This window comes from Micromonospora sp. NPDC049101 (assembly GCF_040648675.1).
GTDB lineage: Bacteria > Actinomycetota > Actinomycetes > Mycobacteriales > Micromonosporaceae > Micromonospora.
Genome location: NZ_JBEZED010000003.1, coordinates 82,877 through 98,029, shown reverse-complemented (window position 1 = coordinate 98,029; position 15,153 = coordinate 82,877). Strand labels below are relative to the sequence as shown.

Below are 15,153 nucleotides of genomic sequence, written 5' to 3'. Positions count from 1 at the left end.
GCAGACGCGCACCTGCTGAGCCACGGTGGCAGACCTCGGACGACCGACCGGCACACACCGGATCTGCGCCCACTCGAGAATGAACGCCGAGAGGCCCGTTACCGGTTGCCCCGGGGACGGGCCTCTCGGCCCCGGTCACCCGCCGTCGTTGCTGCCGACAACAGCAGGGCTACCGGCGATTCTGGAACCGACGCCGACCGGCTACCGTCGACCCGTGCTCGATCCCGCAACTGTCTTCGACGGATCCGGCCCGTTGGAGGACCCGCTCACCGACGAGGTGCTGCGGGCGGTGCAGGAGCAGCTCGGGCACCAGTTGCCCTCCGCGTACGTCGACCTGGCCCGTCGACACAACGGTGGCCTGCTCGGCTGTGACGCCCACCCCGCGCCCCGCCGAACCTCGTGGGCCGAGGACCACGTCGGCGTGAACGCGCTGGCGGCGATCGGTCGAACCGCACGGTTCAGTCTCTGTGGCGACGTCGGTAGCGCGTTCTGGGTAGCGGAATGGGGCTACCCGGACATCGGCATCTACATCGCCGACTGTCCGTCGGCGGGCCACGACATGATCGCCCTTGACTACCGCTCGCCCGGTGAGCCGGCCGTCGTGCACGTCGACCAGGAGTGGAACTACCAGATCACCGTCCTCGCCCCCGACTTCGAGTCGTTCGTGGCGGGCCTGGTCGACGCATCCGCGTACGACGTCGAGGACTGATCGCCGCCGGGTCGCCCGCGAGTGCGCTGGTGCGGAGCCGATTCACTGGGAGCGGTACCAGTCGGGGGCAAAAATCGACTGTTCCGATCGCTACACTCGCCGCAAACGCCGGCACCGCCCGCAGATCTCTGCCTGCGCTCATCCCCATCGAATGGAGACGCCTGTGACTCCCGACAAGGCGGCACCCCCCGGCATCGATCCCCGCATTCCCAGCGTGGCCCGGGTCTATGACTTCTTCCTGGGCGGCAAGGACAACTTCGAGGTCGACCGGGAGGTCGCCCAGCACGCCCTGCGGATCACACCGGACGGGCCGGCGGCTGGCCAGGCGAACCGGGCCTTCCTGCGTCGCGTGATTCGCTTCCTCGTCGCCGAGGCGGGCATCGACCAGTTCCTCGACATCGGGTCGGGGCTGCCCACCCAGGGCAACGTGCACGAGGTCGCCACCGAGCAGAACCCGAAGGCTCAGGTGGTGTATGTGGACAATGACCCGATCGTCCTGACCCACGGACGAGCCCTGCTCGCCGCCGAGGGCACCGCGACGGTGATCCAGGCGGACGTTCGGGCACCGCAGGAGATCCTCAACCACCCGGACGTCCGTCGGTTCCTCGACTTCGACAGGCCGGTCGGGTTGCTGCTCTTCGCGATCCTGCACCACCTCGGCGACGACGAGGACCCGCGAGCGGTGGCGGCGGCATTGATCGACGCGCTGCCCTCCGGCAGCTACGTGGCGGTGTCGCACTTCCGCGACCCGGGCGAGCGAGACCCCGAGGGCTCCCGCAAGGCCCGCGAGGTCGAGCGGGTCTTCAACGAGTCGCTCGGCACCGGCCGCTGGCGCACCGACGAGGAGATCCTCTCGTTCGTCGACGGGCTGACGGTGCTGGACCCGGGGCTGGTGCCGCTGGCCGAGTGGCGTCCCGAGCCGGGCGCGCCCACTCCGAACCAGACCGACACCTATCACACCTTCGTCGGGCTCCTCGCCCGCAAACCGTAGGCTCCGTCGCCGGTACGGTCCGTCGGCGAGAGCACGTCCCGCCGACGGACGCACCGCGTCGGATCAGTCCGCATTCCCCACGGTCGCCGCTCCGGGGCAGCCGTCGATGAACGTGGTCTGCGCTTGCCGAACGGGTGTCAGATCGGTTCGGCGAAACGGGCGATGACGCGACGTAGCTGCTCGGCGTACGCGTGGAGGAATTCCGGCGAGTCGGCGGCGAGACCGGTCATCCGGCGGACGACCTGTGGCAGCACTGTCGGCGCCAGCGTCGCCGCGAAGAGCAACACCTGGACGTAGGCAGGGTCCAGGTCGGCGGCGAGTTCACCGGCCTGCTGCCGGCGACGCATGTCGTCGACCATCGCGGCGAAGTAGGCGTCGGTCACGGGGTCGGCATCCGGCTCGGTGGGTGGCTCGGCGGGGGCGAGTCCCTCCCAGGCGAGCAGCCGTGCCCACGACCGCTGCGGGGCACCGGGAGTGAGGAACCCGCTCACGATCTCGGCCAACGGCAGGTCCGGTCGCGCGGCGCCGTTGGTCGTCTCCCAGGTGCGCTGAAGAGCCCGGTAGAGGCCGTCCTTGCCGTCGAAGTAGTACGAGATCAGCTGCTGGTTGACCCCGGCGCGGGCGGCAATCGCGCCAGTCCGGGCGCCGGCGAAGCCATGTTCGCTGAACTCGATGAACGCCGCGTCGAGGATGCGTTCGCGGGTGCGTTCGGGATCGCGTTTGCGCTGTTCACCGCTTGGGGACCGGCGAGGCTTGCCCATGAAGATCACCGTAACACGGTCAGTCGGGCAACCATCCTAATCAACTGTTTGATTGACAGTGCCATGCGTCTGTTTGATACTCGTCGCATGGCCCCCCTCAACGTCATGATCATCGGCGCCGGGATCGGCGGTCTGTGCCTGGCACAGGGCCTGCGCCGCGCCGGAGTGTCGGTGACCGTCCACGAACGCACCCGGGCCCGCACCGACTGGCTGCAGGGCTACCGCATCCACCTCAACCCGAACGGCAGCCGCGCACTGCACGCGTGCCTTCCACCCGCCACCTGGCAGGCATTCCTCGACACCGTCTCGATCGACGGCGGCGGCTTCGGGTTTACCACCGAGCGGCTCGACGACCTACTCCGCTTCACCGCCGAGGAGATCACGCCGGCCGACGCTCCCGAGAGCCGACACTATGGCGTCAGCAGGATCAGCCTGCGCGAGGTGCTGCTGTCCGGCATGGATGACGTGGTGCGGTTGGACCACGAGTTCACGCACTACGAGACGACGAGCGACGGTCGGGTGACCGCCTACTTCGCCGACGGCGGCACGGCCACCGCCGACCTGCTCATCGGCGCCGACGGCGCGAACTCACGAGTACGCCGCCAGTTGCTCCCGCACGCGCGGCGCGTCGACACCGGCGTCGTGGCGGTCGCCGGCAAACATCGCCTCGCCGACGCCACCCTACCCAGGGCGCTGACCCACGACGTCAACCTCGTGATCCCGAAGAGCCGTGGATCCTTCTTCACCGCGGTGTGGCATCCCGGGCCGCAGGTGATCGCTCCGCCGGAGCAGTTCCTGCTCGACAACACAAGTCCCTACCTGCTCTGGGGTTACACGGACGCGGCGACGGCTTTCCCGGCCGAGGCCGTCGAGTCCCTCTCCGGAACGGACCTGCAGCGCCTCGTGCTGGACCACACCGGCGAATGGGCACCGGCGCTGCGGGAAGTGATAGCCGGATCCGACCCGCAGACGGTCAACGCCATCCGGGTCCGCAGTGCGACCCCCGTCAAGGCCTGGGAGACCGGACGGGTCACCCTACTGGGCGACGCGATCCACAACATGACACCGCTGGCGGGGATAGGCGCCAACACGGCACTGCGCGACGCCGCCCTGCTCTGCGACAACCTCACCAAGGTCCAAGCCGGCACGACGGCGGTGGTACCGGCGCTGCGCGACTACGAACGTCAGATGCTCGAATACGGCTTCGCCGCGGTGCGACAGTCGCTGCGCAACGCCCGGCAAGCCAGCTCGACCAACCGCCTGAGCAGAGTGGCACTGCGCGCCACACTGCGTACCGCCAGTGCCCTGCCGCCCCTACGCCGCCGGATGGCCGCCCAACTCGGCCAGTGATCCCAATGCGACAGATAGTGGAAGGCGCGGTCCCCGGTCAGGCTGTCGCGCGGGCGGCGGAGTCGATGAGGTCCGCGACCGGGCCGGGCTGCGAGACCGCCACCGCGTGGGAAGCCTCGATCTCGACAGTGGTGGACCCGGCCCGCTTGGCCATGAAGCGCTGCAGGTCCGGCGGGATCCCCCGGTCCTGGGTGCTGATCAGGGTCCAGGATGGGATCGTCTTCCAGGCGGCCTTGGTCACGCTCTCCGTCTGGGCGTCCGCGGTGGGCGGCCGCTGCGTCACCGCCATCAGCGCGGCGACGTCGGGGTCGACGTCGGCGGCGAACACCTCCGGGAACTTCTCCTGATAGATGTACTGCTCCATGGCCGTGCCACCCCCGTCGAGGGCGTACGGGACCATCCTGATGGAGGTGAGGAGCGCGCTTCCCGGAAACTTGGTGGTCAGCTCGGCAACGCTCTCGCCGACGTCCGGGCTCACGCTGGCGACGTACACCAGAGCCTTGACGTTGGAGGCACCGTCCGCGGCCTCGGTCATCACCGATCCGCCGTAGGAATGAGCGGCCATCACGACCGGGCCGGACACGCTGTCCACCACAGACCGCACATAGGCGGCATCCTTCTGCACACCGCGCAGCGGATTCGCGACGGCAAGGACGGGATAGCCTCGGCGCTTGAGGTGGGCGATCACCCCATTCCAACTCGACGAATCGGCGAATGCGCCATGGACGAGCACGATGGTGGACATCCCCGCCTCCTGGGCAGACATGTCAGAAGCAGCATTCATCTGGCATTCCTTTCGAGAGGCCCGCAATTGCTGGACGTGTCGGGGCAGACCGGACGACGAGGATGCGTCGACAGGGCGTTTCGGTGACGGCCGCCCACTGGCCCGCATTCCCAGCCTGGGAGCGGTGCAACATCCAGTATCCGGAGCGGGTCTCACCTCTGTCCGCGAGATCTGGAAAGCGAGGCGTCCTTGTCGATGCCGGCCCGGGTCTACCCACCCTTCGCGGAGTTCGGCCACCATGGGGGGGCGACCGGGCAACGGGTCAGCCGATCGCGTCGAGATAGTGCGATACCGCCGAGACGTCACCGGCATCGGAGATCAGCGCGAGATAACCGTCGGGACGGATGAGCACGAGGGTACGATCGCCCGCGCCGTAGGCGCTGGCAAGATGCCCCTCGGTGTCGGCGACGTCGTCGGGGTCAGTCGGTTGACCGACGACACTAAGAGTCCTGAGGCCAGAGTGAGGAGCCGCGACCGCAGGCGCGCTTCCGAAACTCAGCAGCGTGGCTGTCCGCCTCGGGTCAGGTCGAACAGCCGGCGTTCGCCTCCCACAGTCGTCAGTTTGGTCGCGTCGGGGGCCCGGTCACCGGCGCGGAGAAGCGCACTCTCCTCGCGGTCGTCGCGCGCCAGGGCAGATCCGCGATAACCGACGTTGAGCTGTGTCGTGCTCGCATCGCGGTGGGTGGGGATGCCCTTCTGCTCGAGCGCCTGCTTGAGGCGCGCGTTCGAGAGCGCGAGCACGCCGGCCGCGACTGGTCGCCGCGCGAGCCGGGCTGCGGACCGGAGACGGCCTCGACCAGGCGAAAGGAGACGCCGCCGCAGGCAAGCTCGCAGGCCAGCGTCAGCCCGGTGGGGCCCGCGCCGACGATCAGCACCGTCGGCGCGGGCCGCACCTGCGGGGACAGCTTCGTCGAGTCGGCCGTCTCATCTCCAGCTCACCGAGAGGAATCCCTCTCCACCGAGGGTAGGGCCCCCAACCGTCCGCCCTGGCCGACACGGCAAACACCTCGAGTCAGCTCTGCTCGCCGCCGGGTGGGACGCGGCCACACCATCAGCGGCCGTATGTCTCCAGCAGCCGTAGCCACACCTCGCTGACGGTCGGGTAGGCGGGAACCGCGTGCCACAGCCGGTCCAGCGGAACCTCGCCGACGATGGCGATCGTCGCGGCATGGATCAGCTCCGCGACGTCCGGACCTGCGAGGGTCACGCCGACGATCACCTTCCGGTCCTCGTCGACGACCATGCGGGCGTGCCCCCGGTAGCCATCGAGGTGCAGGGAGGATCCGGCGACGGCTCCGAGGTCGTAGTCCACGACCCGGATCCGCAGGCCGGCCGCCGCGGCCGAGGCCGCCGTCAGCCCGACCGACGCGATCTCCGGGTCGGTGAAGACCACCTGCGGCACCGCACGCTCGTCGGCCGTGGCCACGTGCCGGCCCCACCGGCCGTCCTCGACCTTCGCGCCCTTCGCCCGGGCAACGATCACGTCGCCCACCGCACGAGCCTGATACTTGCCCTGATGGGTGAGCAGCACCCGACGGTTCACGTCACCCGCCGCGTACAGCCACTCGCCACCGCCGACGACGCGCAGAGTGTCGTCGACAGTCAGCCAGGCACCCGGCACCAGCCCAACGGTGTCCAGTCCGATGTCCTGGGTGTTCGGCGTACGGCCGATCGCCACCAGGACCTCGTCGGCCTCCAGGACGTCGCCGTCGGTGGTGCGGATGTGGACGGTCCCGCTGTCGTCGCGGCTGACGGAGAGGGCCTGCGCGCCGACGCGTACCGCCACACCTGCCTCGCGCAACGACTCCTTGACCAACTCCCCCGCGAACGGCTCCACCGACGGCAGCACACCGTCGCGGGCCAGCACCGTCACCGAAGACCCCAGAGCGGCGAACGCGGTCGCCATCTCGGCCGCCACCACGCCACCACCGATGATGGCGAGCCGACGGGGAACCGACCCGGCCGAGGCGGCCTCGCGGCTGGACCATGGTGCCGCCTCCCGCAAGCCCGGGACGTCCGGCAGCAGAGCACTGCTTCCGGTTGCGACGACCACCGCGTGCCGCGCGGTCAACCGCGTCACCACACCGTCGACGCCTGTCACGTCGACGACCCGGGCGGACCGGATCCGCCCCTGGCCGCGGTGCAGCGCGATCCCCGCCGACTCGAGCCAGGAGACCTGCCCGTCGTCCTTCCAGTGCGACGCGAAGGAGTCCCGGCGTGCGAGCACCGCCGAAACGTCCAGGTCCTTCGTCACCGCCTCCCGCACACCCGGCAGTCGGCGAGCCGTCCGCATCGCCGACGCGCTGCGGAGCAACGCCTTGGTCGGCATGCAGGCCCAGTACGAGCACTCCCCGCCGACCAGCTCCCGCTCGACGATGGCGGCGGTCAGGCCGCCCCGTACGACCCGGTCGGCGACGTTCTCCCCGACCGGACCCGCGCCAATCACGACGACGTCGTACTCGGTGGTGGTCATGTCAGTTGCCCTTCGCGCCGCGGCCGAGGCGGAGGGCAGCGATGAGGAAGAAGATGGCGCCGGGGATGGCGTAGCCAGCCGCGTTGGTCAGCGACGGGTCAGCCGCGGAAGCACCGGCGATGAAGGACCCACCGGCGAGCACCGAGATGCCTCCGCTGATGATCATCGGCCACTGCCCGCCCATCTTGCGTCGGGTGACCCCCACGATCAGCTGGACCAGACCAGCCACAACCGCCCAGGCACCCCACACCCGCAGCACCGCCGGAATTCCGGACGCGCAGGCGACACCCACGCCAACGGCGGTGATCAGGCTGACCGCGATGTTCACGTACAGCAGGGTCGACGATCCGGTGGCCCGCGTCGAGCGGAGGTCGTAGCTGGCGGCGCCCACGTCGAACAGCGGGTAGAGCACGAACAGCACCGCCGTGAGCGGACCGATCTCCTTGGCGGTCGCGATCGTCACGAGTGCCCACACGATGGCGAACGCGAAGCGGACGAAGTACAGCCGCCGCAGCGCGGAAGCGGTCTGGGAAATGCCGGGCGAAGCAACTACGGAACTCACGATGGCCCTTTCCGGGGATGGATGGTGCGGAGGCCTGGCCAGAACGAACGTTCTACCTATGACAGGTTCTCACCTTCGCTGAGGCAGCGTCAAGACAGAACGTTCTACCTCAGGGGTGATGAAGACCGCACCTCCGGCCGGCCCAGGTGCCTGCCGGTCGCCTACTGCATGGGGTGACGCGAGCGCAGGCCGGCTATCGCTGGCCAGGTCACGCGGCCGGACCGACCCGGGGGCCCGTGAGCCATCGCCGAGGGAGCCTCAGCCGCGCCCGCTGGACAGGGCGGCAACGCAAGTTCGCTTAAGACCGAACGTTCTATCCGCTAGAATGGGCGCATGAAGCGCGGCGCACCCGCTGACCGGCCCTCTGAGGCGCGATCCCGGCTCCTCGGCACGGCAACCAAGATCTTCTACGCCGAGGGCATCCACTCCGTCGGTGTTGACCGGATCATCGCCGAGGCGAAAGTGACCCGGGCCACCTTCTACCGGCACTTCCCCAGCAAGGAAGACCTCATCCTCGCGTACCTGCGGGAAGTTCACCGGATGGATCGCGGCGCGGTCGGCGCGGCCATCGCCGCCAACCCGCCGCCGGGCGACCCCCTCCTGGCGATCGCCGGCGCCATCGCCGAGAGCATCCAGTCCCCCGGGTTTCGCGGATGCGCCTTCCTGAACGCCGCGGCGGAATATCCCGACGCCGACCATCCCGTGCACCGGGAGATCATCGCCCACCGGCAGTGGTTCCTGGACACGCTCACGACACTGATGGCGCAGGTCCACGAGGAGACGGCAGAGCCCGCCGCGCGTCACTTCGTCATGCTCCGCGACGGCGCCATGGCAGCCGGCTGCCTCTTCGACCCCGCGTTGGTGTCCGAGACCTTCCTCCGCGGGGTCGAGGGTCTTCTCCGGATCAACGCCGAGCGCCGGTCGGCCGAATCCGCCCGCTAGCGCTTGATCTTTACAGGGCGTGCGCGGTCACGCCTCGGAGTCACGGTCGTGGGACGTCTCCCGCCCGATCGGCGACGCGGGAACCTCCCGCGGCCGACCCCGGTTCCGCAGCGCGTCGCGCAGCGCGATCAGGGCCAGCACCCCGGCCACCACGCTCAGCCCGACCATCGGCGCCCAGCGGGCCAACGCCGGCGTGGCCAGCAGCAGGGCCACCAGGCCGATCAACAGGGAACGGGAATGCCGGCCGAAGATCTCGTACTCCAGCCGCATACGGGCGACGAGGAAAAGCATCGGACCGCCCACCACGAACAGGAGCCAACCGGGCCGAACCAGCCCGTACGGGTGATCGATCACCAGCTCGTACCCAACCGAGGTGACGAGCACGCTGAGCACGATCAGCAGATGAGTGCGTTCCGACGCCGCGCCTAGCCGACCGGGCATGCCCGCCCGCTCCAGCGCATCGGTCAACAACAGGCCGGCGCGGTGAAAGTAGATCCGCCAGAGCAGCGCGCTGGTGACGAACGCGATCCCGAAGGCGGCCGCCCGCCCGGCGGAGTAGTCCGTGCCGCTGAAGACCACACCGAGGACCAGGATCGACTCACCGAGTGCGATGAGAAACATCTGCTGGTAACGATCGGCGAGGTGCGTCCCGGCGATCCGCCAACGGCCGATCTTCGAGGCTCCGAGCCACGGCAACGGCCAGCCCAGTGTCCAGGCGAGGTAGTCGACGGCAAGGGCGACAGCCCACAGCGGCAGGCGAAGTCGGTCCGGACCCAGCGCGCCGCCCAGCCACAGCGGTGCGCTCGCCGCCGCCCACACCGAAAGCCGGAACGGCACCAGCCGTCGCGGATGGCCACGCAGCGCGGCGGCGACCACCATGGGCCGCACCACCATCACCGTCAGGTACGCGATCGCGAACGGCAGCGCTCGCTCCTCCATGGCACGTGGGAGCGCCACCGCCATGACCAGGCCGGCGAACATGGTGCCGACCACGACGGCCTGGATGATCGACCGCTCTGGTTCGTATCGACTGGTGATCCAGGCGGTGTGTGACCAGATCAGCCAGAGCGCCAGGAAGAGCAGCAGCGTGCGACCGAACCCGGTGACGAGCGCCCAGCCAGTGTCATCATTCAGGCCGGCGAATCGCTGCGAGACCCGGGTGAGAGCCACGACGAAGGCCAGATCGAAGAAGAGCTCCAGGAACGTGGCGCGACCCGAACTCGTGGGAGGGCGCAGCAGGTCAACGCCGTGCCCCGCCGCCATCGCCCGCCTCCGTCCGCCCCTTGTCGCACCAACGAGCCGGTCGCCGGAGGGTTGCGTCGGGCCCGACGGCGGCCGCCGGGGTTGTCTGTGTGGAGGTGGACGCCCCCGGCTGGACGACGTGTGGGCTCGGCCAAGGTCAACATCCCCGGGACGGAGTACTAGAGTCGGGGGAATGTCCGAGCACCGCCGCCTTCCGCTGTGGGCGGGACGCACGGCCGCACTGCTGGGCATCGGGCTCGTCGCATTCACCCTGCGCCAGGCGGTTGCCACGGTATCGCCGATCCTCGGCGACATCCGGGTGGACATCCCGATATCGAACATCGGCGTCGGGCTGCTCGGCACGTTGCCACCGATCCTGCTGGCGGCCTCTGGGTTCGTCGCGCCGCGCGTCGCCCGCGGCTTCGGCCTCGACGGCGGCATCGTGCTCGCGCTGCTGCTCATGACCCTCGGCCATCTGGTGCGCGCGTTCGCCCCGGGCTTCGCGGTGCTACTCGCCGGCAGCGTCGTCGCGCTCGCCGGTACGGGCATCGGCAATGTGCTGCTGCCGCCGATCGTGCGGCGCCACTTCCCCGACCGGGTAGCACTGCTGACCGCCGTCTACGTCTGCGTCGTGGGCGTGGGCACGGCCGTGCCCGCCGCGGTCGCCGCTCCGGTCTCCGCGCAGATCGGCTGGCGGTTCTCGCTCGGTATCTGGTCGGTGACCTCGATGGTCGCACTCGTGCCGTGGCTCGTCATCATCGCGCGGGAGCGCCGCCAGCGACTCTCGGATGCCGGCACCGTCGAGTCCCCGCCTACCGCCCTCGTCTCGCGACTGTGGCGGTCACGCGTGGCCCTGTCGATCACCGTCGTATTCTCGACCAGCACGATCTGCACCTACGCGGCCTTCGCGTGGCTGCCCGAGATCCTCGGCGACATCGCCGGCTCGACGCCGACCGAGGCCGGCGTGCTGCTCGCCGCGACCGGCATCATCAGCGTGCCCGGCGCATTCGTCGCGCCCCTACTCGTCGCGCGACTGCGCAACGTCGGCTGGCTGATCGCCGCCGGTGTCGTGAGCTTCTTGTCCGGCTACCTCGGCCTGCTGCTCGCCCCTACGACACTCACGCTGCTCTGGGTGCTGCTCATCGGCTCGGGGTCGATCCTGTTCCCGGTCTGCCTCGTGCTCATCAACGTTCGCACCCGTTCCCACGGCGGCACCGTCGCGCTGAGCGGCTTCGCCCAGGGGGTCGCGTACGCGCTCGGCGCGCTCGGTCCGCTGCTCGTCGGGCTGCTGCACGACCTGAGCGGCGGGTGGACCCTGCCGCTGCTGTTCCTGCTCGCTGTCACCCTCGTGGCGACCATCCCGGCGATCACGCTTGCGAGGCCCGCGTTCGTCGAGGACGAACTCGCCCGCTGACGCACCGCTGGGACGACCACCCTGGCGCTCCTCGCCCACGCCTCGAAGCATGATCAGCCCAGCCGCTGAACTCCCGGCGCCACCCGCCGAGGTCGAGCCGTCAGTGTCAGGTCGCCACTGATCCCTACCCCACCGGAGGTGCGGAACCCGGGAGGCCGTTGTTCAGGGCTTGCAGAATCAGATCGAGCCCGAACTCGAATTCCTCGTCCAGCGGACGGGGCAGGAGGTGCACGACCGAAGCCGTGGCGGGGTACGGGCCCCCGCCTCCGCCCAGAAAGGTGTCCTCCAGCGTCGAACGGCTGACCGTCGCGTCGTTCTGCATCGCGAACCCCACCACGTAGTGGGAGATCATCGCGACCGTGTTCACGGATATCACCGGGGGAAACCCGGCCTGCAACAGGGCCGCCAGCATCCGTTCCCGGATGACCAGGCCGTTCGGCCCGAGAGGAAACCTGCTGGTGAACAGGTGCGCTGAGGCGTTGTGGCTCGACAGGACCCGGTACGAGATTCTGGCGGAGTTGCGGCAGACCTCGTCCCAGGTCGCGCTTGCGCCGAGTTGGGCCCGGATCTGCCCGTCAGCCTCGCCAAGAAGGTGGTCCATGACGAGGCCGAGTAGTTCAGAGTGGCCTTCGACATGCCGATAGAGCGTCGCCGTGCTCGACGAAAGACGTTTGGCCACAGCTCGGAAGGTGAGTGCGTCCGCGCCTTCCTCGTCGAGGATGCCGAGCGCCGCCTCGACGATACGGACGCGCCCGACGGCCGGACGTCCTCGTGGCCGCTTTGGTTCCTTTCTGGCCGGACCATCCATTCGATCGCGTCTCCCATCACGAGTTCGCGGCCACGACCCGCGGGTCAGGACAGTACGAAGACGCTACACGCAGGGGACCAGGAGAAGTGGACGTGGGCGTTGCCGGAGTCAAGGACCGCCGCGAGCCGCGGCTCCGGCGGCGCGACGCTCTGGCATCAGGTGCCGTGGCCGGGTGGCTGTCCGGGGATCCACTGGCATGTTCGAAAATTTATGGCTACGCTGTAGCCATAAATACTGATCGAAAGTCCTCTCGCCGCCGCCGGTTCACCCCGGCGGCGACCCCCGCGCAGCAGACCGACTCCCTGCGCGAGGGCATCTATGTCACCTTCACCGCGCTCTCCGTCACTCTCGTCGTGGCTTCCCACCCCGGGACACCCGTCGAGGCCCTCCTCGTCCTGCTCGTCACGACCACCGGGACGGTGGTCGCCGCGCTGACCGCCGACGTGCTCTCACACCTGGCCGTACACGATCGGTTCTTGAACGGTCCGGAGCTGCGCCACGCGCTGCGCGCCTCGCTGGGCTCGTTGGTGACGGTCGTCGCCCCGCTTGTGCTGCTCGGTGCCTCCGCTCTCGGCGCCTGGCCCGTCACCCCCGCGTTGCGGGTTTCCGCAGCCGCTCTCCTCGCAACGCTCGTGACCGTCGCCGCCGTCGCGATACGCGGCATCAGGGTGCCGTGGTGGCAGCGAACGCTGTTCCTCCTGACCCTCGGTGTCGCCGGCCTGTTGGTCGTCTGGTTGCAGACGCTCGCGCACGGATGAGCCTTCGGGCAGGCATCACCGGCGAGCCGTCCACCTGACCCGCACCTACCCACGAGGAGCGCATGACCAGCACTGAGTCACCAGCGAGTGCCCCGGAACCACGCGGTAGAAAGTGGGCCCCGGCCCGGCCATCGCCCGACGTCGTCGCCGGGACGCCAGGTGTCGTCACCGGCCGGCCCCTGACCTGGCTTCGGATCGAAGGGCTGACCGTCGCCGGAGCCGCTCTCGTCGTCTTCGCGACCACCGGGCAGCCCTGGTGGCTGGTCCCAGCGCTTGTTCCTGGTGCCGGACCAGTCCTGGCTCGCCTACGCCGGTTTCCGCCATCACAGACGAGCCCTCTGGTTACCAGGCCTCAGTTTTTCTCTCGAGTGGCCAACATATCCCTGATCTGTCTGGCATCCGCGACGTCCGTTTCCGTGTCGTTCGCCCGCGCTGCCGGGGGCACCTTCCTCGCGAGCCATGGGTCGGCCGACCTGATCACCGACCGCCGAGTGGACCGCCCTGCTGACCGACGAGCGGGAGACCCACGGCATTGTGCCGGCCATTTATTTTCGGCTACACTGTATCCATAAATGCTGAAGGCCAGGACGCGACTCTCCGCCGACCTGACATTCGGCGACGGGACCGCTGGCGCAGCGCCCGATCGATCCGTGCGGTGGGCGATCCCACTCAACCGCGTTTCCGAGCTTCGAGGTGACGGCAATGACTGACCGTATCGACGTGCTGGTGGTCGGGGCCGGCCCGGCCGGGCTCGCGCTGGCCTGTGATCTTCAGCGCCGGGGTGTTCGGCTGCGCGTCATCGACGCCGCCGAGCATGGCTTCGAAGGCTCTCGGGCCAAAGGAATCCAGCCACGAACCCAAGAGGTTCTGGACGACCTCGGCATCCTGGCCGAAATCCAATCCCGCAGTTCGCTCTATCCCCTGCTCGGCGCGCACGTCGGCCCCCTCACCGTGCCCTGGGTGATGATCAAGCACCGCAAGCCGACCGAGGATGTTCCCCACCCGAACACCCTTCTGGTGGCGCAGTACGAAACGGACGCGGCGATCAGACGCCGTCTCGAACAACTCGGCGGCACGGTCGAGTACCGGACCCGGCTGACGTCCTACGAGCAGGATGCGGACGGTGTCGTCGCCACCGTCGACGGTCCGGCCGGCACCGTGCGGATCTCCGCCCGTTTCCTGGTCGGCGCCGACGGAGGCGGCAGTGTTGTCCGCCGTACCGCGGGCATCGACTTCGTCGGGGACACCGACGAGAGCGACCGTATGATCGTCGCTGATGTGACAGTGCCCGGTCTGCCCCGCAACCGGTGGCACATCTGGCCCCGCGGCAACGGCCGGTTCATGGCACTGTGCCCGTTGCCGGACAGCGACAAGTTCCAACTGATGCTCAAGCTGCGTCCGGACGACAAGGCCGACCTAAGCCAGGAAGCCGTAAACCGCCTCGTTCACGAGTACGCGGGCGCCAAACTGCACGTGGCGGAGGTGCACTGGGCGTCGGTGTGGCGGCCGAACATCAGGTTGGCGCAGCGTTACCGGTCCGGGAACGTCTTCCTCGTCGGCGACGCCGCCCACGTACACCCGCCGACCGGTGGTCAGGGCCTGAACACCGGCGTGCAGGACGCCTACAACCTCGGTTGGAAACTGGCCCAGGTCCTGGCCGGAGCCCCCGACGTCCTGCTCGACACCTACGAGGCCGAACGGCAGCCCATCGCCGCCCGGGTGCTGGGGCTGTCGAGCGACATCTACGCCCGGATGAACAGTCGCCCGCTCGCCGCGGCCAAACGCGGCGACGAGGAACGCCAACTCGCCCTCAACTACCGCGGCGGTCCGCTGGCTGCCGACAGCGACGACGAGACCCCCAACGTCATCGCCGGAGACCGCGCACCCAACGCGCGTTACCTCGACACCGACGGCCGCTCGGGCCAACTGTTCGACGCGTTTCGCGGTGCTCACTTCACCCTCATCGCCGTCGGGGAACCCGCGGTGTCGGCGCTCAAGCACATCTCGTGGCCAGGTACGGGCGCTGCTCTGAAGACCGTCGAGATCCCCGAGAAGGACGCGGCAGGAGTGCGCCGTGTCTACGGCATCACCGGTCCGGCGCAGATCCTCGTCCGGCCCGACGGCTACGTCGCCTATGAGGCCCACGACGACTGGACCGGCACCCTGTCCACATACACCGAGCTCATGCTGCCGACGGCCGGCCGACGCCACACCTGAGGCACCCGCCCGAACAGATCACCGCCGCCTCGGCTCGTGACAACGGCCTCGCGGAAGCCACCGCGTACCACCGGCGCCTACTGACAGCGGCGCCCTCAACTCACGCTGCCGCGCGCACGGTGGCAGATCCGGACCCGCCGGA

General features: G+C 69.2%; 14 protein-coding genes and 1 pseudogene. 7 read left to right on the top strand and 8 right to left on the bottom strand.

What is annotated here, in order from left to right:
- The first annotated feature begins 181 nt into the window (after positions 1 to 181).
- Both AB0B57_RS04705 and AB0B57_RS04700 read left to right on the top strand, forming a co-directional pair.
- The gene (locus tag AB0B57_RS04705) at positions 182 to 709 is read left to right on the top strand and encodes an SMI1/KNR4 family protein (RefSeq protein ID WP_357065575.1); all 528 of its coding nucleotides are present in this window, start codon (positions 182 to 184) and stop codon (positions 707 to 709) included.
- A 163-nt stretch (positions 710 to 872) separates the two neighbouring features.
- Positions 873 to 1,700: an SAM-dependent methyltransferase gene (locus tag AB0B57_RS04700; protein WP_357065111.1), complete on the top strand. Its 828-nt coding sequence runs from the start codon at positions 873 to 875 to the stop codon at positions 1,698 to 1,700.
- Between the two features lie 137 nt (positions 1,701 to 1,837).
- On the opposite strand, the gene AB0B57_RS04695 is transcribed toward AB0B57_RS04700, so the two are convergent.
- Positions 1,838 to 2,461, bottom strand: coding sequence for a TetR family transcriptional regulator (locus AB0B57_RS04695; protein WP_357065109.1), 624 nt, complete (start codon positions 2,459 to 2,461; stop codon positions 1,838 to 1,840).
- 87 nt (positions 2,462 to 2,548) lie between these two features.
- On the opposite strand from AB0B57_RS04695, the gene AB0B57_RS04690 reads away from it, so the two are divergent.
- Complete coding sequence (locus AB0B57_RS04690) at positions 2,549 to 3,811, top strand: NAD(P)/FAD-dependent oxidoreductase (RefSeq protein ID WP_357065108.1); 1,263 nt, start codon at positions 2,549 to 2,551, stop codon at positions 3,809 to 3,811.
- 37 nt (positions 3,812 to 3,848) lie between these two features.
- On the opposite strand, the gene AB0B57_RS04685 is transcribed toward AB0B57_RS04690, so the two are convergent.
- The 5 genes and pseudogenes from AB0B57_RS04685 to AB0B57_RS04665 all read right to left on the bottom strand — a co-directional run bounded on the left by AB0B57_RS04685 (position 3,849) and on the right by AB0B57_RS04665 (position 7,630).
- On the bottom strand, positions 3,849 to 4,595 hold the full coding sequence (locus tag AB0B57_RS04685; RefSeq protein ID WP_357065106.1) for an alpha/beta hydrolase: 747 nt from the start codon (positions 4,593 to 4,595) through the stop codon (positions 3,849 to 3,851).
- Between the two features lie 495 nt (positions 4,596 to 5,090).
- Entirely contained in the window at positions 5,091 to 5,336 is a 246-nt protein-coding gene (locus AB0B57_RS04680) for a hypothetical protein (RefSeq protein WP_357065621.1), read from the bottom strand.
- A 59-nt stretch (positions 5,337 to 5,395) separates the two neighbouring features.
- A pseudogene (locus AB0B57_RS04675) lies at positions 5,396 to 5,470 on the bottom strand (FAD-dependent monooxygenase); the annotation flags it as partial.
- Between the two features lie 176 nt (positions 5,471 to 5,646).
- Positions 5,647 to 7,068 carry an NAD(P)/FAD-dependent oxidoreductase gene (locus tag AB0B57_RS04670; RefSeq protein WP_357065105.1) on the bottom strand — a complete coding sequence of 474 codons (1,422 nt, stop codon included), beginning with the start codon at positions 7,066 to 7,068 and terminating at the stop codon, positions 5,647 to 5,649.
- Between the two features lies 1 nt (position 7,069).
- Entirely contained in the window at positions 7,070 to 7,630 is a 561-nt protein-coding gene (locus tag AB0B57_RS04665; protein ID WP_357065103.1) for a hypothetical protein, read from the bottom strand.
- Positions 7,631 to 7,963: 333 nt separating this feature from the next.
- Between AB0B57_RS04665 and AB0B57_RS04660 the strand changes: the two genes are divergently transcribed.
- The gene (locus AB0B57_RS04660; protein WP_357065101.1) at positions 7,964 to 8,572 is read left to right on the top strand and encodes a TetR/AcrR family transcriptional regulator; all 609 of its coding nucleotides are present in this window, start codon (positions 7,964 to 7,966) and stop codon (positions 8,570 to 8,572) included.
- Between the two features lie 27 nt (positions 8,573 to 8,599).
- Here the strand turns inward: AB0B57_RS04660 and AB0B57_RS04655 are convergent, their stop codons facing one another.
- On the bottom strand, positions 8,600 to 9,835 hold the full coding sequence (locus tag AB0B57_RS04655; protein ID WP_357065100.1) for a low temperature requirement protein A: 1,236 nt from the start codon (positions 9,833 to 9,835) through the stop codon (positions 8,600 to 8,602).
- A 172-nt stretch (positions 9,836 to 10,007) separates the two neighbouring features.
- Here AB0B57_RS04655 and AB0B57_RS04650 point away from each other — a divergent pair, with 172 nt between their 5' ends.
- Entirely contained in the window at positions 10,008 to 11,228 is a 1,221-nt protein-coding gene (locus tag AB0B57_RS04650; protein WP_357065098.1) for an MFS transporter, read from the top strand.
- Between the two features lie 124 nt (positions 11,229 to 11,352).
- Here the strand turns inward: AB0B57_RS04650 and AB0B57_RS04645 are convergent, their stop codons facing one another.
- Positions 11,353 to 12,036: a TetR/AcrR family transcriptional regulator gene (locus AB0B57_RS04645; protein WP_357065096.1), complete on the bottom strand. Its 684-nt coding sequence runs from the start codon at positions 12,034 to 12,036 to the stop codon at positions 11,353 to 11,355.
- Positions 12,037 to 12,128: 92 nt separating this feature from the next.
- On the opposite strand from AB0B57_RS04645, the gene AB0B57_RS04640 reads away from it, so the two are divergent.
- Together AB0B57_RS04640 and AB0B57_RS04635 are read left to right on the top strand one after the other, a co-directional pair.
- Complete coding sequence (locus tag AB0B57_RS04640; RefSeq protein ID WP_357065094.1) at positions 12,129 to 12,794, top strand: hypothetical protein; 666 nt, start codon at positions 12,129 to 12,131, stop codon at positions 12,792 to 12,794.
- A 702-nt stretch (positions 12,795 to 13,496) separates the two neighbouring features.
- Complete coding sequence (locus AB0B57_RS04635; RefSeq protein ID WP_357065092.1) at positions 13,497 to 15,011, top strand: FAD-dependent monooxygenase; 1,515 nt, start codon at positions 13,497 to 13,499, stop codon at positions 15,009 to 15,011.
- The last annotated feature ends 142 nt before the right edge of the window (positions 15,012 to 15,153 follow it).

What these genes read in the sequence shown, in the direction of transcription:
- AB0B57_RS04645 (WP_357065096.1), bottom strand. Translation starts at nt 12,036, where the DNA reads ATGGATGGTCCGGCCAGAAAGGAACCAAAGCGGCCACGAGGACGTCCG.
- AB0B57_RS04685 (WP_357065106.1), bottom strand. Translation starts at nt 4,595, where the DNA reads ATGAATGCTGCTTCTGACATGTCTGCCCAGGAGGCGGGGATGTCCACC.
- AB0B57_RS04650 (WP_357065098.1), top strand. Translation starts at nt 10,008, where the DNA reads ATGTCCGAGCACCGCCGCCTTCCGCTGTGGGCGGGACGCACGGCCGCA.
- AB0B57_RS04660 (WP_357065101.1), top strand. Translation starts at nt 7,964, where the DNA reads ATGAAGCGCGGCGCACCCGCTGACCGGCCCTCTGAGGCGCGATCCCGG.
- AB0B57_RS04655 (WP_357065100.1), bottom strand. Translation starts at nt 9,835, where the DNA reads ATGGCGGCGGGGCACGGCGTTGACCTGCTGCGCCCTCCCACGAGTTCG.
- AB0B57_RS04635 (WP_357065092.1), top strand. Translation starts at nt 13,497, where the DNA reads ATGACTGACCGTATCGACGTGCTGGTGGTCGGGGCCGGCCCGGCCGGG.
- AB0B57_RS04670 (WP_357065105.1), bottom strand. Translation starts at nt 7,068, where the DNA reads ATGACCACCACCGAGTACGACGTCGTCGTGATTGGCGCGGGTCCGGTC.
- AB0B57_RS04690 (WP_357065108.1), top strand. Translation starts at nt 2,549, where the DNA reads ATGGCCCCCCTCAACGTCATGATCATCGGCGCCGGGATCGGCGGTCTG.
- AB0B57_RS04695 (WP_357065109.1), bottom strand. Translation starts at nt 2,461, where the DNA reads ATGGGCAAGCCTCGCCGGTCCCCAAGCGGTGAACAGCGCAAACGCGAT.